The sequence below is a fragment of the Algoriphagus sp. genome (assembly GCF_024642405.1).
Classification (GTDB): domain Bacteria; phylum Bacteroidota; class Bacteroidia; order Cytophagales; family Cyclobacteriaceae; genus Algoriphagus.
This window is the reverse complement of the sequence record NZ_JAHEBC010000046.1, coordinates 1-20,032: the sequence shown is the minus strand read 5'-3', so window position 1 is coordinate 20,032 and position 20,032 is coordinate 1. Positions and strand designations below refer to the sequence as shown.

Here is a 20,032-nt window from a genome sequence, read left to right as displayed (position 1 = left end):
GATGATCCAAATGACAGCTTGTTGATAAATTCAGAAGAGGAATTTCATGCTGCAAGTACAATGAAAGTACCAGTGATGATCGAGCTTTACAAGCAGGAAAGTGAGGGATTATTGAACCTCAATGATTCTATTCTTCTGAAGAATGAATTCAAAAGTATTGTAGATGGAAGTCCTTACAGCATGGATATTGGGGATGATAGCGATGATATCATCTATAGTAAAATCGGGACTATTGTAGCTATTAAAGATCTGATTAATAGCATGATCACAGTAAGCAGTAATTTGGCCACAAATGTCCTTATTGAATTAGTGGATGCTAAGAAAGTTACCGCTACAATGCGAACTTTAGGGGCCGATAAAATCGAAGTTTTAAGAGGTGTGGAGGACCAAAAAGCCTTTGATTTGGGATTGAGTAATTCGACGACTGCCAAAGACCTCATGATGATCATGAAAGCCATTGCCCAAAATACTGCCGGTTCAAAAGAGAATTGTGAGGAAATGATCTCAATAATGAAAGATCAGCAATTCAACGAAATAATTCCTCACAATCTACCAAAAGAAGTTACTGTTGCGCATAAAACTGGGTCTATCACAGGTGTTCATCATGATGCAGGAATTATTTACTTACCCGATGGACGCTCCTATGTATTAGTTTTACTTTCTAAAAACCTAGAAGACTTTGATTTGGGAACCATGAAACTGGCCGAAATATCTAAGACTATTTATGAATACATGATAGAAACCGACCGAAATTCGTAGAATAGAAAAATGAACACAAGTGTAGATAATTACTTCATTGACGGTTGCGGACGATGTTCTCTTGGCGGAACTCCCCAGTGCAAAGTTCATTCATGGACCGAAGAGCTTTATCAATTAAGAAAGTTGTTAAGGCAAAGTGAACTTGTTGAAGAATCAAAGTGGGGAATGCCTTGCTACACTTTTAACGGAACAAATATTATTCTCTTAAGTGCTTTTAAAAATTATTGCACGATAAACTTTTTTAATGGAGCTCTTTTAAAAGACCCACATAAAATTCTATCCAAGCCAGGAGAAAACACGCAGGTTTCACGCGTTGTCCGTTTTATGAATGTTGAAGAAATTGTGAAACTAGAAAAAGTATTGGAATCTTATTTCAAAGAAGCTATTGAAATCGAAAAAGCTGGTTTAAAAGCTGAAGTGAAGAAAAATACCAAAGTGGATTTTGTAATAGAACTTCAACAGAAATTAGAGGATGATCCAGGCTTTAAATCAGCTTTTGAGGCCTTAACTCCCGGACGACAAAGAGGCTACAATATTTACTTTTCCCAAGCAAAGCAGACTACCACCCGTGTTTCGAGAATAGAAAAATCTGCAGCAAAGATATTTGAAGGGAAAGGTTGGAATGAAAGATAAAAGGAGCGATTTCTAAAAACATCGCTCCTTTTATCATTTATCAAGCCTTATAAAAAAAGGAATCAAATCATTTACTTTATCCCAAATTTATAGATACAAGTCTGCTCGTATTTTTCCCCAGGTCTTAATATGGTTGAGGGGAAGTTAGGTTGATTTGGAGAATCAGGAAAATGCTGAGTTTCTAAGCAAAACGCAGATCGATATTCATAAGCCACACCATTTTTGCCTTTTGCTTTTCCATCGAGAAAATTCCCAGCATAAAATTGAATCCCAGGCTCAGTGGTAAACACTTCCATTTCTATCCCTGATTCCGGGCAAAAAGCTGTCGCTGCCAATTCCAATCTGCCTTCCTCCTTTTTATCCAACACCCAATTGTGATCAAAGCCTCCTCCAAACTTTATCTGCTGATTTTCTTGATTAATATCCCTTCCTATCGTTTTGGCTTTAGTAAAATCAAATGGAGTTCCCGCTACAGCTTCATTGCTACCTAGTGGAATCAAAGTACTATCAACAGGAGTATATTCATTGGCTATTAATTGTAATTCATGACCTAAAATGTCTCCATTACCAGCACCATTAAGATTGAAAAATGAATGGTGTGTCAAATTGATAGGAGTCGCTTTATCAGTTTCAGCTTCATAGGTGATTTTAAACTCATTATCCTCTGTCAGATAATAGGTCATTTTCACGTTTAGATTCCCAGGAAAACCTTCTTCACCATCCTCAGAAAAATGTGTGAATACTATATGAGAATTATCTGCTTCCTCCACAAACCAAATCACATTATGAAAACCTCCAGGGCCTCCATGCAGAGAATTGGGGCCATTATTCAGCGCTAGAGAATAAGTTTGACCATCCAATTCAAATTTTCCTTTTGCAATTCTATTTCCGTATCTGCCCACTGCAGTACCAAAAAAAGGCTCAGGTGAAGTCAGATATTCCTTTGGAGTATCGAATCCTAATACTATATCTAATTTTTTACCGTTTTTATCAGGAACTAGAAATGTCATTACCCTTGCTCCTAAATTAGTCACCGTCATTTCGATTCCTTTACTATTTGACATGGTCAAAATCTGATAAGGATTAGCTTCTTGAATCATAGTTTCTTCAGATATTTTGGTTTGCTTTTTTTGACTGCATGAAAACAAAAGTACCATACAGACAATGCCCAGTATTTGAAATAAATTTTTCATCGTATTTGTGCAGCTATCAAAAATAAAAAACTCCATAAAGTAAATTAAAGTCCTACTACTCTATAGACTTCAATTTACCTGATTTTATTTTACCGGAACTTGATACAATCGATCATGAAGAGATTTTAACTCAGCAGCCTTCATTTTTATGATTTTGCGATCATAGGTCATCAAGCCATTGGTTTCTACTTCCACATCGGTAGTCTGGGTGTAAATTGCGGCTGAAAGACCAGCAGCAATCAATTCTTCCATTCTTCTCATTAGCTGAGAGTATTTTGCCATGAGCTCTTGTTCATTCTTAAAACTCTGATAGCCCCAATTGTCTTTTTGTTGCCAAACATGTCCATCTACCGGAAGCCCTAGGCCTCCAAACTCTCCTAAAACAAGTATATTTTCTTTTCCATAGATTCCAGGTGCCGGCATTTTTGCATCTGGATAATTATGCAAGTCAATAATATCTCCTACGATTTTGGTTCCTTCCATTTCGAAATTTCCTCCACTTGCCGAGTTTACTAATCTGGAAGGATCATGATTTTCAGTCCACTCTGTGATTTCCTTGGTTTTAAATTGACCCCAAGCTTCATTGAAAGGAACCCATACAACAATGGAAGGAAAATTATAGAAATCATCCATAATCTCTTTCCATTCTTCTTTATAAATCGCTTCGGATTCTGGAGTTCTATCCCGATCAGTCCCACTTCCCAAAACGGCAAGCTTCATTTCCCAGCCATTTCCCATATCACCACTTGGCATATCCTGCCAAACCAACATACCCATTTTGTCACAAGCATAATACCACCTAGCCGGTTCAACTTTTACATGTTTCCTGATCATATTAAAACCCATTTCCTGAGTTTTTGCAATATCAAAAACCATTGCTTCGTCGGAAGGTGCGGTGTACAATCCGTCTGGCCACCAGCCTTGATCCAAAGGACCATATTGAAACAAGATTTTACCGTTTAACTTCATTCTCTGAATTCCATTGGCATCAGCCCCCATCGAGATCTCTCGAATCGCGGCATAGCTTCCTACTTGATCTATGACCTTTTTGCCATTAATTAGCTCTACTTTCAAATCATATAAAACGGGATTTCCGGGTTCCCAAAGCTCTGCATTGGCAATAGTCAACTTTGCAGTTTCATTAGTTGCGATAGTTTGCTCGGCCAACATTATTCCATCTTTCCACGCTGAAACTTTTACTTGCTGACCTTCCAGAACTCCAGATACTTCAGGGCTTACCCAAATTTGTTTGCTTTGGACATCGGAAGCATTTCTGATACCCGAGATATAACTGGATGGAACTGTTTCTAACCAAACTGTCTGCCAAATACCGGTGACAGGTGTATACCAAATCCCACCTGGATTATTGACTTGCTTTCCTCTAGGCTGAGGACCATCATCACTTGGATCCCAAATTCTTACCTGAAGTGACTGGCTTTTGCCTGACTTTAGATGATCTGTAATATCAAATTCAAATGGATCATATCCACCTTTATGAACACCTACAGATTGCCCATTGACAAATACTTCAGTTTCCCAATCCGAAGCCACAAAATGAAGTAAGACTTTATCCTTACTTCCCTTTTTCGGAGTTAAAAAAGTTGTGTTGTACCATAATTCATTGTCTTTCCCAACATCTTTGCTCACACCAGACATTGCAGATTCCACAGCGAATGGAACCAAAATCTCTCCATCAAAACTACTGGGAAGGGCTGTCCCTTTCGGCTGAATTTTATAATCCCAAAGTCCATTCAAATTCATCCAATTCTCGCGGGTCATCTGCGGTCTAGGATATTCCTGATGAACATTTTCAGGCGTCACCTGAGCTGCCCAATCAGTCATAATTTTCCCTCCTACTGGTGCCCAATCCTGAGCTTGAACGGGGAAGATAAGTTGCGTAAAAAGAAGACTTGCAGCAATAACAATGGATTTTTTTATTCTATTGGGTTTATTCATATGGCTGGTATTGTTTTTCATTTTCGTGTTTGAAAAGTATTGGGTTTAAAATTTACTCATTTTGATTCGGAGTTATTTACTAATTCAGGAAAAGCTGTAATTCTCAACCTTGCTGCTCCCATCGGAATTAAGGTGACATCAACTATTGGCTGATCTGAGGTTTTAGGAAGGTCTTTTAATTCTCCTACTAATCCATATTCATCAAATGTCCATTCTGGGATTTGTTTGGCTTTTGCTACCATTTTGATCGGAACCTCCTCTAAGGTAAATGGAAAATTGGATTTTGGCCATTTCCCTTTCATCACTTCAAAAGAAGATGCGGGATCATTTTCATCAACGATGATGCTATAATTCCAATCTGTTACAGGACGAATTTCCCAAGATGGCCATTGTTTGGTATTAACGCCTTCTTGCCATTTAGAGTCCCCAATCGCTGTCTCATCACTGTCCCTTCTCAAATACTTTTCTCTTATTTTCAAAGAATAAGTCAAAGGACCCCTATTCACACTAAGACTATTGCTATTTTTTTCCCATCTTTTGATCTCTATTTCCATAGGAAGAGTTAAAGAAACCTGATCTCCATTTGACCAAGTCCTCTTTATTTTGGCAAATCCAATTCCTGATAGATCAGATTTCACCAATTCTCCATTGATACTAATACTTGCTCCTGAAGCCCAAGCAGGAATTCTGAGGTATAAAGGAAACTCCACAGCTTTTGGAGTAGACAAAATAAAATTGATTTCTTCCTCAAATGGATAATGCGTTGTTTCCTCAATGGATACTTGGGTTCCATCGCCCACTTTCACCTCTACTTTACTTTCTCCATACATTGCTGCAACAACTCCATTGTCTGGAGTTGCCATCCAAAGGTTTTCTATAAAATAAGGCCAGCCTTGAGAATGATTATGCTGGCAGCATCTGGAACTAAAAGGATTCATCATCAAAAATGGCCCTTTGTTACCTATTCCTGGAAAATGGTTTTCCGCATCAAGCAATGCCATATTTGGTGAAGTGATATAATGTAGAGCTTTGAAATCAGGCATTACGGCAGCAGGATAAGTATTAAAAGCAACCTCTTCTGCATGATCTGCCCAAAATGGATCTCCGGTAATTCGAAGCATGTGTTCATCGGAATTCATTTGCTCCACCATTCCGCAGGTTTCTACCCCTTGCCTAGGATCAGCATATCCTGGTCTTGCGTCTTCATCGCTGCCAAACATTCCTCCAGGTACTTGTCCAAAATGTTCTCTTATAATGTCGAAATTTTCATAGGAAGCTTCTAAATCGGCTTTATTTTTAGAAAGTAGATAATATTGAGCGGGCTCTCTAAATGCCTGAGCATGATTAACATTATGCCAATCTACCTGATCTCTATACCAATCAGGAACTTCTCCACCATCTCGAATTTCATAATAGTTTTTGATATCCTCCAGCGGTAAATTTCTCCCAGTCCAGTTTGCAGTATTCTTGTGGATCTTTTCTGCCAACTCTAACAGAAATTCATCTCCAGTGCGATTGTAAAGCCAAAAAACAGAATGTAAGTTATCGCCACCCCTGAGTTTTTGCCAGTAACCTTCCAGGAAATTCTCATCAGGAACCGATAACTCATATTTAAAATAATCAGTCATTAATGTGAGTACTCTTGGGTCTTCTGAATACTCGTAGTAGGATTGCAAACAATACAGCATGATCATATTAGCCCAGAAATCCTGATTTTCTCCATCAAAATGCTTAGGCCCAAAATTTCCATTTGCCCGTTGGCTATTCAGTGTCCCTTCAAGCCAAACCCTGGCTTCATCGATCATTTTCTGATCTTGTAGAATGTATCCAATATTAGCATATCCTTTTAACCAATAGGGTACTTCTTCCCAACCCCATTTCCCTTCTCCATCAGGTGAAAGCCATGCATTATCCGATTTCTGAAGCCATGCAGAAATCTGTCCTAGATTTCCAGTCAGTCCATCCCTTTGCCGAAAAAGAAATTCTTTTAAAAAACCTTCTGGCTTCACAGCTCCAACAGGTAATTTAATAAGAGCACTTGGAGCCAGAGGCGCCCGATTACTTACATAAAATTGATTTGTAGAAAGAGTATCTATCCTTTCGACAAAAGTTACTTCCTTATCAAAATTTCCACCTTGGCAGGAAAATAGGGCAGAAACAAAAATTATAGAACTGATAGACTTAATTGATTTTCTAAACATGTTGAATCAAAATATCTTGGAAAATGCGTTTTCTAAGTTTGAGGAGCTTCTAATTTACATTGAAATCTCATCAAGGATAAGTTAATCTCTGAATTATTCACAAATCCACCAGCGGTTCGGAAATGCATTGTTCAAAGTATAATTTTAGGGATTAAATACACGAAATATGAAAAAGAGATACTTACTAGGTCTTGGTTTGATGTTGATCTTGGGCGCAAAGGTGCAGGCTCAAGATGAAGTCATAGAAAAGATCATAAAGGAAGAGACTGAGAATTCTCAGTTGAAACAAATTGCTCATGAGCTGATGGATGGAATCGGACCAAGATTGGTCGGTACGCCTCAAATGAAAAAGGCACATGATTGGGCAGTAGCCAAATATGAAGGCTGGGGAATTGAAGCCAGAAATGAACAATGGGGCGAATGGAGAGGATGGGAAAGAGGAATTACCCATATCGATATGATTGCACCTTGGACAAAATCATTGGCAGGTCAGCAATTGGCATGGAGTCCAACTTCTCCAACTGGTGGAGCAACAGGTGAAGTAGTGGTTATTCCTGATTTGGCAGATGAGGCGGCATTCAACGCTTGGTTACCTTCAGTAAAAGGAAAGTATGTAATGATCTCTGCTCCACAAATCACAGGTAGACCAGATTACAATTGGGAAGAGTTTGCTACAGAAGAATCTTTCGAAAAAATGAAAGAGGAGAGAACTGAATCCAACAGAGCTTGGAATGCACGTCTTCAAAAAACCGGAAAAGGAAGAAGAGAACTTCCAACAGCATTAGAAGATGCGGGTGCTTTGGGAATTATCACTTCTTATTGGTCTCAAGGTTTCGGGGCAAACAAAATTTTCTCAGCATATACCAGCAAAGTTCCGACTATCGACCTTTCTTTAGAAGATTATGGACTTTTATTCAGGTTGGCAGAGGGCGGAGAAAAGCCACAAATCAACCTGAATGCTCAATCAAAAGATTTAGGAGTAGTTCCTACTTTTAACACGATCGCAGAAATAAAAGGAACGGAGAAACCTGACGAATACGTGATGCTTTCAGCTCACTTTGATTCTTGGGATGGTGGAACTGGCGCAACTGACAATGGTACTGGCACCATCATGATGATGGAAGTGATGAGAGTTTTGAAAAAGATGTACCCAAATCCAAAAAGAACAATCTTGGTCGGTCATTGGGGATCTGAAGAACAAGGGTTGAACGGATCAAGGGCTTTTGTTGAAGATCATCCAGAGATGATGGCAAAAATTCAAGCTTTGTTTAATCAAGATAACGGAACAGGTCGAGTGGCAAATGTGTCTGGACAGGGGTTTGTTGATAGCTATGAATACCTTGGAAGATGGATGTCTAAGGTGCCTAGAGAAATCACAAGAGACATCGAAACCACCTTCCCGGGAAATCCTGGCGGAGGAGGTTCTGATTATGCATCCTTTGTTGCAGCAGGAGTTCCAGCTTTCTCTTTAAGCTCTTTAAACTGGTCATATTTCAATTATACATGGCATACAAATCTGGATACGTATGATAAAATTGTTTTTGATGATGTTCAAAGCAATGTAATTATGGCGGCTATCATGGTTTATATGGCAAGTGAAGAAGAAAATATGGTTTCTAGAGAAGTGAGAATTCCAATTGGTAGGAACGGTGAGCCAACTGAATGGCCAGCCATGAGATCTCCAACAAGAAAAGGTGGATTAGATAACTAAACTTAACCTATCTTAAAATTTCAGAGCCACAGGAAACTGTGGCTTTTTTATTTCACTTTTTAAATAATGCACACTAGCTCATAAAGAAAAGGTTTTGTAAATTTCTAAACCCTAAATTTCGACCTATGAGAAAATTTTTACTTGCTTTCTTTTTTATACTTTTAATCATTTCCCCAAAATCTTTTGCTCAGGAAAAAATCCTCGTCGATGCAGTTGAAAAAGCTAGAAGTGAGGGCTTTTCGGGAGTAATCTTAGTTGCTCAAGATGGAAAAATCTTGTATGAAGAAGCAATCGGAATGCGCTCCTTCGAGGAACATGTAGCATTAAAGCCTAAGGATATTTTCGAAATGGCCTCAGTCTCCAAGCAATTTACTGCTATGATGATCATGATGTGTCAGGAAAAAGGATTGTTGAATTACAATGACATGATAGATAAATATCTAGATGTACCTTATAAAGGCATAACTATTAATCAGCTTTTAACACATACCAGTGGATTGCCGGATTATCAGGCTGTCATGGATGAACATTGGGATAAGAGCAAAGTTGCCGGAAATCCAGAAATCTTAGAGTACCTCAACAAATATCAACCACCAATGATTTTTGAACCCGGTGAAAAATATCAGTACAGCAACACAGGTTATGTTTTTTTGGCAAGTATCGTAGAGAAGGCGACAGGAAAGGATTTTGTTGAGATGATGAGAGAATGGATTTTTAAACCTCTAGGAATGAAGAGCACTGATATCCGATCTCCAGAAGCAAAAGCGAAAGTTAAGAACTTTGCTGCAGGCCATGTAAAAAATGAAAATGGAAACTACGTCAATGCCAATAAATTCCAATCTTCCGATTATACCGTTTGGTTAGGAAATAGAAAAGGACCAGGAAGAGTCAGCAGTACAGCAGAAGATCTTTTACTTTGGGATCAAGCTCTTTATGGAACTAAACTACTTGTTTCGAAAGAAACCATGGAGCTCGCTTACACTCCCTTTAAACTGAACGATGGAACACGAAGCTATTATGGTTTTGGTTGGGTATTAGAGCCAAAAAGTCCATTAGGAAAAATGGTCATGCATACCGGAGATAACCCAGGATACAAGACCATTATCGTTCGATTTATAGAGGAAAATAAAACCATTATTATCCTAAATAATAATTATCATCCGGATATGATGCGTCTGGTTGAAGCCGCTACGCTTTCCTTAGGTAAATGGTAAGCAACTAGATTTTACACAATTTGCTTAATCGCCCAATGCAGCCATTTTAAAGCGATCTAGTTCAGCAGTCCTGTGTTCTTTCTTCATGATTTCCTCCATTTTCTGAATGATTTCAGGATTTGAATCTGCAACATTATTTTGCTCTATGGGATCTATGGATAAATCATACAATTCTATTTCCAGATTACCATCCTTAATAATATTTTGGCGAATCGCTTTCCACTTACCCATACGGACCGCCTGCTGGCCCCCATATTCAGGATATTCCCAAAATAAGTATTCATGGGCTTCTTGCTTTTTCCCTAAAAGTGTTGGCAAGAAACTTTTCCCATCTGTATCTGCAGGCGGCTGAATTCCTAATAAATCACAAATGGTAGGCATTACATCATAAAAGGCAGAAATATGATCTGTTTTTGATCCAGCTTCAACTTTCCCTGGCCAACTTACCAACATAGGTATGCGAATTCCACCTTCATAAACGAAACCTTTTGTTCTTCCATATCCATTGGTAAAAGGTTTAGAACTTTCGAAATAATCAAAATCCACGCCTCCGGTATAGGTTGGCCCATTATCACTGGTCACTACAATGATCGTATTTTCTTCCAGACCCAACTCTTTCAATTTATCTCTAACCTCTCCTATTTGCTGATCCAAAAGAGTAATCATTGCGGCATAGGTAGCGTGTGGATAACGGTTTGGAAAATAACCCTGTGAACCATCATAAGGTGCCTCATCTCCAAACTCTGATTCATACTTATCCACATTCTCAATTGGTGCTTGAAGTGGTACGTGAGGCAATGGGGAAGCATAATAAAGAAAGAAGGGTTCATCTTTATTTTCCTCAAGAAATGACAAAACCTTTTCATGCATCAAAGTCGGGGCATAATCCTGTTGTTGATATTTTGAATAGCTGACAGGATCATTTGGATCAGCCAAGGAATCCAGTTTTGTACTTGGAACAACTATTGGATTATTCAGAGCAATTTTGTTTTCATTCTCCCACATGTGAGGAGGATAAAGGTTATGAGCTTGTCTTTGGCAATTGTATCCATAAAAATAATCAAAGCCCATTTTTGTAGGAATGCTTTCCGTTGTCGGAGCTCCTAAACCCCATTTTCCTACGATTCCAGTTTTGTAGCCTTCCTTTTGTAGAATAGAAGCTAGGGTAATTGTTCCAGTAGGTAAAGGTCTTTGTCCTTCCAATCTCGGATCGGCAGCAGCTTTGGCATAATCCCAAACCTCTCCTCTTTCCCTCCATTCATCATTTCCCCTGATATAAGCATGCCCTCCGTGTTTACCTGTTAAAAGGATACATCGAGCTGGCGCACAGACAGGCGCTCCGGTATAATGATTCGTGAAGACCATACCAGAAGAAGCCAAAGCATCAATATTAGGCGTGTGAATCTTTTCCTGTCCTTGGTATCCTACCTCTCCAAAACCTAAATCATCTGCCAAGATGTAAACGATATTTGGTTTTGTAGGCTTTTCCACTTTCCCAGTGCAGGAATAAAGAAAAATAAGGGTTAAAAGAGATAAAATTGTCCGATTCATAGGGCAGGTTTTTTAATATGTTTGTTAATATATTCTTTGGCTAGGTTTAGCCTGTGCTCTTTAATCCCTCTAACAATTTCAAAAGGGAATCCACTTTCTTTGGCAAGCTCTAAGTATTTATTAAAGAAATACTCTCTCATTTCCAATTCTGGATATTCCCTTTGGGGGTCAGGCTCCCAAGGTAAATCTGTAGCCGTCAACAAAATCAGACTGTACTTTCTTTTTTGAATCTGATCTATCACCCAGGGGTCAGTTTTGCCAAATCTATGTTCAGACCAAATGTGGATAACTCTTAAATCAGTATCACAAAAAAGATATTTATCTGAATCTTTTGCAAACTTATCTTCTAATTCAATCTGACCTTTTCCAATTTGAAGTAAATCATCATAAACGTATTCTCTACCAAGTTTTTCTAAATATTCTCTGGCATATTCACGAACCCAAGGTTCTCCAAAATATGTGGATAAGTCTTGAGAAAGGGTACTTTTCCCCGTTGACTCAGGCCCTAATATCAAAATCCTTTCAGGCTGCATAGTTCCTTTCTGATTTAATCCAAGCTATAAGTCCAAGCGTAGCCAGAACTGTAAAAAACAAAAATTGGAAAGAAGTTAAGATCAAACCTTTATAAAAGTATAATGGAACAGAAACCAAATCTGTGATGATCCAAAAAATCCAGTTTTCCACTTTTTTCTTGGCCATCAACCACATGCCTACAAAAGCAGATGCAGTTGTAAATGAGTCCCAATAGGGCACATCACTGTCGGTAAATTGAGACAAAACTAAATATAAAATTAAATACGAGATCAAGAATATACCTATGGAAAAAATCCAACCTGAGGGCTTCAACCAAGTAACAGGAAGGACTTTTTCCCCCTCCTTTGGATGAGTCCAAACATACCAACCATAGATCGACATACTGAAATAGTAGGCATTTATCCCCATATCCGCATACAGTTTATACTGAAAACAGATCCAGACGTATATCAAGGTTGAAATAATTCCGGTTGGATAAACCCAGATATTTTCCTTCATCGAATAAAAAACTGATGCTATTCCAAAGATGACAGCAACGCCCTCAAGCAGAGTCATTTGCTTTAGCCCTTCAGCAAAACCATCCAGAAGCCATTGAATATCCATGGCTTGAATTAAAGAAATTAAACCGAAATAGCCTCGATTAAAAAAAGCGAGATTAAATCTCGCTTTAATATCTATGCTAATTCCAATTCCTTTATTGCGTATTTGGGTCAGCTTTTATTCCAAAACTTGAAGGGATAGCTCCTGATGGAGTTTTGGTGACATAAACTGCAAAGATAGAATTACTGGCCCAAGTCCCTTTATTTGGAATCTCTGGTAATGGTGCAGCCGCTTCGATCCCTCCAAGAATGTATCCTGCAAGAACTTTTTCACCATCTGCAAGTCCACTTAACTTTAAGATCCCATTTCCTGTAGCTTTTCCTTGACTTTCAAGTTTCCGATTCCCGATGAAATTAACACTCGCACCAAGAAGTCTATTATTTTTAATTGGCTCGGAATTGATGTATTCAGCATATGTGCCATCAGCTGACTCTATAAAGGTGCTTATATCTGCTACGAATGGTATTCCATCATTCCTACCTTGAGCAGTTGCCAAATTATAAATTCGTTTTTGGGAAGTATCCTGAGAATAATAATAAAGACCTATTCCTCCAAACATGGTACGATAGATTGATTTATTATCCACTTCATCATCATAAATTGAGATTATTGGACATTCATATTGGCTAAATTTCTGGTGGACATCTTTTTTAACGACTGGATTTTGAGGCCCTGTGATATATATAGGATAATCATAACCTCCAATTACTCCTGGCGGAAAAACACCTCCTAATGCTGTAATACGCTCACTCCCTGTAGCCGGATCCACATCCTCAATAATATTTCCGTCTCTTCGATGAAAAGGTTGATCCGGGTCTGGGCTGGTCGAAGTTCCATAGGACAAAATATCCAAAGACCCTTGCTTTAAAGTGAATATCCTAACTTCCTCTGTGTACTCTTGAGTAAAATCTGTTCCTCCAAAAGCTCGATATTGGCCATCAAATCGCTGCCCAAATACCAAGTAAAATCTTCCTCCCATCTTAATTAAATCTCCACCTGTAACAGCAAATCGATCATCCTTCCCATATTCCATAAGGGCACCTACCTCAGTGGCTGAAGCACCATTTTTTATCGCCTGTGTTACTTCCTCCACTTTAAATCGAATGATACTACCAAAGGTTTTCATATCCGATCCATCAGCCAACCAACCATAGCCACCAACTACATACATTTCATCTGTTTCAAGATCGTGGTAGCCCTGCAAATTATTGGATTGTAATTGTTCAGAAAGCTCATTTTTTAACCCATTCACATCAAAAGACCAAAAGTCACCTGACGCTGGATCCACAACATAAAGAAAGTTATTTGCACTGTCTGGAATAAAATTCTTCGCAGGAGCTGCCATAAATGTGTGTAACCCCTGCCTTCTTCCACCGACCACTAAAATTTCGCCGGCCTGATTGACAGCACTGGTATAGGATTGCAGGCCAGGAAGGGCAGGTTTATTGGAAAAATCCTGCTCTACAAACTCAATTGTATAGGGCAATACATTTGGCTGAATGTTAGGATCAGCTACTCTTTCTTGCATTAACATTTGAACCGAATTTTCTGAAACTTCCGAATTTTCACTGGATTCAGAATTCTGGGAACCATCGCAAGATGTTAAAGCAAACCAAGCAACTCCGATAAAAACAAAATAATTTAAAATTGGCTTTTTCATGATTCTTGGGGGTTTGGTCCTGTTACATTACCGTCTTGAAGATTTTTAATAAAATGAAGAACTGTCATGGTTTTTTCAGGAGACATATCTCTGGTTACAGGCATATACCTGGTATCATTAAAATCCCTACTCAAGAAAAATCCGATAGCCCCAGAATTAATACCTAAGGGATACGGGGGTGTATTTTCTCCGTACATGTGTTTCCAAGGTGGATTTTTTGCAAAAACCTCAAAGGATTTAAAATCAATCAGATTAATCTTTTCCGTCATTCCCGGGAACAACTTTACATACCCCGCAAATATTTCCTGAATTTCTGGCCATGTTGGATTTTCATTGACCTTATAATCTGACCATACAAGACAAGAAATCATAGCGCTTTGATTAGTGCTGACTGGAGCTATTCCTTCTGAATCATAAAGATTAATAAAATAGAGTTGACCGTCGAGCTGAGGAGTTCGATAACCTGGATTTTTTAGTACAGCAATAGAAACGGTTGCAAATCCCAAAGAATCAGTTTCGGTTATTGATGCTTCAATAGCTCCAAATGCCTGTGGAGTATTCCCTGGATTTGTTGGTGGAACTGTTGCTCCAGGTGTGTTTCCATGTACACTTACTATATCGACTCCCAACTTTATTCCAACCAACGGTTTTGAAAACTTGCTTACATAAACTCGAGTAGTAGCGATATTTCCCGGTGTACCAGTAATTCTTACAGGCCTAACTTGTACTTCAATATTTAATTGGGAAATATTTTCCGAAAATATCTCTGCGGGACCAATATCTGTTCTGGACATTTCCAGACTCAAACCTGAGGAATCAAGTGCAGTTATTTGGTCATCTGTAATTGGAACCTGAACAATATGGGAATAACTGTTAAAACAAAACTCTGAATAATCTACATTTCCAAGGGAAATGGCAGGAGCATTTTGAGGTTTGATCCATGCAGTCAGATTTCCTAAATCTACAGGAGCTCCACCTGCAGTCTTTCTACATATTCCATTTGCTAAATCTAGGATAAGCAGTTTTCTCTCCTGATCAACTGTGAAAGGGCAAGTATTAAACATAGGCCAATTCCAAGGATCACTTTTATCTTGAGCCCTTCCTGTCAACATTCTAACTCCAGGGCTGTATAATGGCTCATTTGCAAAAACAGGCCCTAAAGAACCAGTAATTCTTCCAGTTTGATAGTTCTTATCCTCTGGTACATTTCTATAACCATCCACTACAAATCGAATAGAAACCAGATAATTTCCATTTTCTTCTAAAGTTCTACTTTTCAAATTTGCCAATATCGGAGAAACCTCGTCTTTTGGCCAGTTAGCAACTGGAACGCGAATGATGGATTGATAAACACCGCAAGCATTCATATCCCCCCCAAAACTATCCATCTGATAATCTGCGTCTTCCCAGCTTCTTGTCGCCAAAACAGCAACCCACCATAATTGATTGAGTACAGCAGCGTCAATCAACCCTGTCAAGCTTACACCATCAGAAATTGGGATGCTAACCTCCATTCCATAAATAGTAGGGACTCCCTGTTGATAAACATCAATGTCTGCAATTTTTGCAGCTGAAGGCTGATCGGTTGTAACAAATGGAAGTCCAACAATTGGGTCTTGCACTTCTCCGTCCTTTCCAATTGCGGAGACTACACTACAATCCTGAAGCTGAAACTTATGGAGACCTTTAGGATTCTGCCAGGGTGAAGGCACCGTATTGGCAACTTCATAATGGGTAGGATCATTGTTTACTGTTGAAGGGTCTGTAAAAAACCTACCGTAAAAATTAATCCTGGGATAGGATAAATAACTCATAATAAACGGGCTTTAAAATGAACAAAATATAAACTAAAACGATCCGCCAAAAATTAGAGGATCAAATTTTGGAATCAACAAAATACATTTCCACAAAGCCTTTATTCTTGACTTTAATTTTTCCTCGTGGAGTACAATTAAATTTTTCTTTGATCAACCGATAAGTCTGACCACTGATATTAATTTTTCCGGCTTCACCAGCAGTTTCCATTCTTGAAGCCACATTGACAGTATCACCCCAGATATCATAGGCAAACTTTTTTATCCCAACAATTCCTGCAATGACAGGCCCCGTATGGATTCCAATCCGCATACTGATTGCCGGTTTACCTTCAGAAATTTTGGATTTTATGTGTTCTTTTATGAACTCATTGATTTCAAAAGCAGCAAGTATAATATTAGCTTCGTCAAACTCTTTGGTAAAATTTAACCCTCCGGCACACATATAGCTATCTCCAACAGTTTTGATCTTCTCTAAGCCATATTTGTCAACGATTCGATCAAATTCGCAATAGAAATAATTTAATTCTGCTACTAACTCTTCCGCTGTAAGGATTTCACATAAACCCGAAAAATTTACAATATCGGTAAACATGACACTGACATCATCAAAATGCCTTGCTTTGGAGGTTCCGTTATTTTTTAGTTCGCTTGCTATTTCCGGGGGTAAAATATTCAAAAGTAATTCCTCAGATTTCTCCTTCTCCTCATTCAACTGTTTGGTTCTCAGTCGAATTTTATCCTCCATATTTTGATATAAAAGAGCATTCTCCAAAGAAATTGCCATTTGGCTCGAAAGGATATTTATCAGGTTTAACCTTTCAATGGTAAAAGCTCCCTCAATCAAATTATTCTCAAGGTAAATGATCCCCGTAACTTCGCTTTGCTTCATTAAAGGGACAATCATTATAGATTTAAGCTTTTCTTTGAGTACATATGGATCTTTTCCAAACCGATTGTCTTGGGCTGCATTTTCCAAAATAACGCTTTCCTTATGCTTCAAAGCATAAAGGATTACGTCTTTGGCTATGGCATCAAAACTATTGAGAGGAAGGTTTTCAAATAAATTTGGCTCATCATTTTTCGTACAGGATTCAGATTGAACCGTAAATTCGTTGTCAGTTTTTAACAATAATACCATTCGCTGTGCTCCAGCATTTTCGATGATTATCTTCATCAATATCTTGAGCAAGTCCTTTAATTTGATCTCTTTTGAAATTGCTTCTGAAGACTTCATGACAGATTTCAAATCCAAATCATTATTTGAAAAATTCTGTGTCTCTCCTTTTTCATCCGCACGCTGTCCAAATCTAAATTCCATTCTAGAAAAGTTACTGGAACTCCTCTTAGAGGCCATTAAATCGACTATCCCTTTCGCTCCTAATAAGTTATAGAGATATTCAGCATCACTTAAATGAATAGCAGCGATTTTCTTTTTTCCATCTTTTAAATGCAATTCGAACAAACGCCTGTTAACGAGTGCTTGGATTTGTAAATACTCATACCTTTCAGAAGCATTTAAAGCTTCATAATACTCGGATTGAGCTTTTTCTAAATCTCCATGAATTAAAGCTAATTCCGCAGAAAGGAGCCGATATTTATGTTCAAAATTGGAAGGACTATTCTGACTATATTTTTTAAATTTTTTGACAATTGATGAAAGAGTCCTTTTCCACTTTAGATTATTGACTCCACTTGCATTGGGAATCAAAGACGCCAAATTTAATCCCTTATAAAAATAATGCTCTGCGGTGTGCAACATCCCAGGAGAATCTTTCAAGTAAATGTCAGAGATAAGTGAAACCTCATAAGCCTTTTCAAATTCCTCCCATAAATAAAGAGACTGCATCTTATTGATGTAATAAAAATGTGCAAAATGCCTTGAATTGAAGTTGCCTAATTTTTCAACATATTCATTTTCTTTAAACCCTTCATCAGAAAATGAATCAGCTGATTCTGTTTTTCCCTGAAGGTTTTTTATGGACTGTGAAATAGCGCTTATTGTAAGAATTCCTTCTTCTATTTGAAACCTCTTAAGGAAATCCAAATAGGAATTGCAGGACTCCTGAACAAGGTCGAACTGAACCCCTCTCATAAAATAACTTTGCACGATGGCACAACTGGCACAACTGGCATGAAATAAATCACCTACTTCTAAACCAGCTTCGTATGCATTCAACCAATACCCTTCCATTTCCTTGGCTGGTTTTTTCCAAGGAATTGCGAAATATCCTGTTACAAAATTAATTTCTGCCCTAGCTCCATAATTCTGGTATTTATCCGCTAGTGCAAGTGTCAGTTGGCCTATCTCATACCCCGTATTTCTAAAACCAAGAATCCCACTATGAAAAACAGGTCCAAAACCAAGGAAACCTATAAAACCTCCATCTGTATTTCCATGTTTTAGGCATAAGTTTACCATAATAGCACAAACCAATACGCATAATTCTGGCTGGATTTGAAAAGCGGATTGCCCAGCTGCTGCCATAAGAAGAATAGCGGTTTTGAGCTTTTCATCGGTCATTTCTGGAAGGTCAATCAACTCCTCGACATCCCTTTTACCCATCATTGCTTTGTATTTCACAAACTCTATTGCCAAGCTTGGAGGTGAAAAACTTGCTGGAATGTTAACACCTAACTCGGAAGTTACCTCTCTACATACCTTGTATGCTGCCTCAAAATTCCTGGTATTATTATAATATTGGATTTTTCGAATCGTGATTTTTGCTTTATCAATTACATCTTCTGAAAAGTTTAAAGCCTCGTTAAAATAATCCACTACAAACGTATTATCTCCAGCTAAGTACTCGGATTCAGCCCTTTGCAAATTCAAATCCCGAAGAATTTCTCTCGACACATCCAGATTTTTAGTCTGAACCAATTCCATTGCATTTTTTATGTAGCTTAGTCCAGATTCATAGGCATTGGCATATTTTGCTCGAATGCTGGCAGAAATATTCAATTCTACCAATTTTTTTAAGAGCTGCTCATCACTAATGAGTTCTTGGGCGAAATTAAGGTGATCAGTGACTATATAAACATAGTCTGAGTGCTCAATATCTGAAATTTTAGAAATGATACTTTTGCCAATTTCAAGCCGGATCTTACGCTTTTCATTATCAGATAGTAAACCTAAGGCAGCTTGCTGAATTTTATCATGTTGGAATCCGTAATCATCATCGCCCGAACGTTCTTTAGTTTTGATATTTTCAATTATGCAAAGCTTTTCTGCAAATTTGAGTTGCATGTCCAGCTCCCCCTCGCTAATATCTACCAAGCCCCCCAAAATCTCTATTGAAAATGTGTTCCCAATACAGGATGCATATTTCAAGGTAGTCTGTACCTCTCCGGGAAGCCTGAAAAAGAGTTCAGACATTAGATCTATAACGTTATCACTAATGCTGATCCGATTAGCTTTCTCAATACTATATGTCCAATTCTGTGTATTCTGAGATACTTGTATTACACCACTTTCATAAAGCGTAAGAAGGCATTGTCTAATAAAAAAAGGGTTACCAAGCGTTTTTCTGTAGACTATTTTCGCCAGATCTTTTCCTGCTTCTTTTGAAATACAAAGTGAGTCTGCAACGATTTCATCAACAGAATTTTGATCTAAAGGTGACAAAGAAAATTGGGTTGTAGTAACCCCTTGAGAATTCAATCTGTCCATCATCAACATCATAGGATGTGATGGAGAAACCTCATTTTCTCTATAAGCACAAATAACAAGTAAATGCTTTAAACTTGGATCTAATAATGTAGTCTCTAACCATCTTCTTGTGGTGCTATCCAACCATTGTAAATCATCTAAAAAAATACACAATGGATGATCCTCACTAGCAAATGATCGAATAAAACTATTAAAAACTTGATCAAATCTATTTTTGGACTCATTCATAGGAAGGCGCGGCACCTCCAATTGTGGTCCTATCAATAATTCCAAATCAGGCATGATATCAATGATCAGTTGACCAGAGTTACCTACTGCTTTCAAAATTGACTTCCTCCAGTAATCTTGTTGTTCCTTACCCCTGATAAGTATTTGATCGACAAGATCATTTAAAGCTAATAGCAATGAACTTAAGGGCGGGTTGTTTTTGTATTGTTCAAATTTTCCTGAAATGAAAAACCCTCCTCCTAAATCAATATATTTTTGAAACTCTCTAACAAAACTTGATTTACCTACCCCGGAATATCCACTTACCA

General features: G+C 38.1%; 13 protein-coding genes. 4 read left to right on the top strand and 9 right to left on the bottom strand.

Features of this window, described 5'->3' with window-relative positions; translation table 11 throughout:
• The coding region (locus tag Q0L68_RS05795) for a serine hydrolase (RefSeq protein WP_296700690.1) at positions 1-759 on the top strand (759 nt) is incomplete at its 5' end.
• Between the two features lie 9 nt (positions 760-768).
• Entirely contained in the window at positions 769-1,392 is a 624-nt protein-coding gene (locus Q0L68_RS05790) for a DUF1801 domain-containing protein (protein ID WP_296700687.1), read from the top strand.
• Positions 1,393-1,463: 71 nt separating this feature from the next.
• On the opposite strand, the gene Q0L68_RS05785 is transcribed toward Q0L68_RS05790, so the two are convergent.
• From Q0L68_RS05785 to Q0L68_RS05775, 3 genes are all read right to left on the bottom strand, one after another.
• The gene (locus Q0L68_RS05785) at positions 1,464-2,492 is read right to left on the bottom strand and encodes an aldose epimerase family protein (protein ID WP_366938358.1); all 1,029 of its coding nucleotides are present in this window, start codon (positions 2,490-2,492) and stop codon (positions 1,464-1,466) included.
• A gap of 177 nt (positions 2,493-2,669) precedes the next feature.
• A complete protein-coding gene (locus tag Q0L68_RS05780) occupies positions 2,670-4,562 on the bottom strand; it encodes a glycoside hydrolase family 2 protein (RefSeq protein WP_296700682.1) in 1,893 nt (630 codons plus the stop codon).
• Positions 4,563-4,597: 35 nt separating this feature from the next.
• Positions 4,598-6,742, bottom strand: a complete 2,145-nt coding sequence (locus Q0L68_RS05775) for a beta-L-arabinofuranosidase domain-containing protein (protein WP_296700679.1) — start codon at positions 6,740-6,742, stop codon at positions 4,598-4,600.
• Between the two features lie 166 nt (positions 6,743-6,908).
• Between Q0L68_RS05775 and Q0L68_RS05770 the strand changes: the two genes are divergently transcribed.
• Both Q0L68_RS05770 and Q0L68_RS05765 read left to right on the top strand, forming a co-directional pair.
• On the top strand, positions 6,909-8,453 hold the full coding sequence (locus Q0L68_RS05770; RefSeq protein ID WP_296700676.1) for a M20/M25/M40 family metallo-hydrolase: 1,545 nt from the start codon (positions 6,909-6,911) through the stop codon (positions 8,451-8,453).
• Between the two features lie 125 nt (positions 8,454-8,578).
• Positions 8,579-9,667: a serine hydrolase gene (locus Q0L68_RS05765; RefSeq protein ID WP_296700672.1), complete on the top strand. Its 1,089-nt coding sequence runs from the start codon at positions 8,579-8,581 to the stop codon at positions 9,665-9,667.
• 24 nt (positions 9,668-9,691) lie between these two features.
• Here the strand turns inward: Q0L68_RS05765 and Q0L68_RS05760 are convergent, their stop codons facing one another.
• From Q0L68_RS05760 to Q0L68_RS05735, 6 genes are all read right to left on the bottom strand, one after another.
• On the bottom strand, positions 9,692-11,218 hold the full coding sequence (locus tag Q0L68_RS05760; RefSeq protein WP_296700670.1) for an arylsulfatase: 1,527 nt from the start codon (positions 11,216-11,218) through the stop codon (positions 9,692-9,694).
• A complete protein-coding gene (locus Q0L68_RS05755; protein WP_296700667.1) occupies positions 11,215-11,751 on the bottom strand; it encodes an ATP-binding protein in 537 nt (178 codons plus the stop codon). The genes Q0L68_RS05760 and Q0L68_RS05755 overlap by 4 nt, the downstream gene beginning before the upstream one ends.
• A complete protein-coding gene (gene pnuC, locus Q0L68_RS05750) occupies positions 11,741-12,355 on the bottom strand; it encodes a nicotinamide riboside transporter PnuC (RefSeq protein WP_296700663.1) in 615 nt (204 codons plus the stop codon). Before pnuC ends, Q0L68_RS05755 begins: the two co-directional genes overlap by 11 nt.
• A gap of 91 nt (positions 12,356-12,446) precedes the next feature.
• Positions 12,447-14,012: a hypothetical protein gene (locus Q0L68_RS05745; protein WP_296700661.1), complete on the bottom strand. Its 1,566-nt coding sequence runs from the start codon at positions 14,010-14,012 to the stop codon at positions 12,447-12,449.
• On the bottom strand, positions 14,009-15,826 hold the full coding sequence (locus tag Q0L68_RS05740) for a hypothetical protein (protein ID WP_296700658.1): 1,818 nt from the start codon (positions 15,824-15,826) through the stop codon (positions 14,009-14,011). Before Q0L68_RS05740 ends, Q0L68_RS05745 begins: the two co-directional genes overlap by 4 nt.
• A gap of 61 nt (positions 15,827-15,887) precedes the next feature.
• The coding region (locus Q0L68_RS05735) for an adenylate/guanylate cyclase domain-containing protein (protein ID WP_296700655.1) at positions 15,888-20,032 on the bottom strand (4,145 nt) is incomplete at its 5' end.

Excerpts from the sequence above, each read along its gene's own strand:
- Q0L68_RS05790 (WP_296700687.1), top strand. The coding sequence starts at position 769 with ATGAACACAAGTGTAGATAATTACTTCATTGACGGTTGCGGACGATGT.
- Q0L68_RS05785 (WP_366938358.1), bottom strand. The coding sequence starts at position 2,492 with ATGATTCAAGAAGCTAATCCTTATCAGATTTTGACCATGTCAAATAGT.
- Q0L68_RS05780 (WP_296700682.1), bottom strand. The coding sequence starts at position 4,562 with ATGAAAAACAATACCAGCCATATGAATAAACCCAATAGAATAAAAAAA.
- Q0L68_RS05775 (WP_296700679.1), bottom strand. The coding sequence starts at position 6,742 with ATGTTTAGAAAATCAATTAAGTCTATCAGTTCTATAATTTTTGTTTCT.
- Q0L68_RS05770 (WP_296700676.1), top strand. The coding sequence starts at position 6,909 with ATGAAAAAGAGATACTTACTAGGTCTTGGTTTGATGTTGATCTTGGGC.
- Q0L68_RS05765 (WP_296700672.1), top strand. The coding sequence starts at position 8,579 with ATGAGAAAATTTTTACTTGCTTTCTTTTTTATACTTTTAATCATTTCC.
- Q0L68_RS05760 (WP_296700670.1), bottom strand. The coding sequence starts at position 11,218 with ATGAATCGGACAATTTTATCTCTTTTAACCCTTATTTTTCTTTATTCC.
- Q0L68_RS05755 (WP_296700667.1), bottom strand. The coding sequence starts at position 11,751 with ATGCAGCCTGAAAGGATTTTGATATTAGGGCCTGAGTCAACGGGGAAA.
- pnuC (WP_296700663.1), bottom strand. The coding sequence starts at position 12,355 with ATGGATATTCAATGGCTTCTGGATGGTTTTGCTGAAGGGCTAAAGCAA.
- Q0L68_RS05745 (WP_296700661.1), bottom strand. The coding sequence starts at position 14,012 with ATGAAAAAGCCAATTTTAAATTATTTTGTTTTTATCGGAGTTGCTTGG.
- Q0L68_RS05740 (WP_296700658.1), bottom strand. The coding sequence starts at position 15,826 with ATGAGTTATTTATCCTATCCCAGGATTAATTTTTACGGTAGGTTTTTT.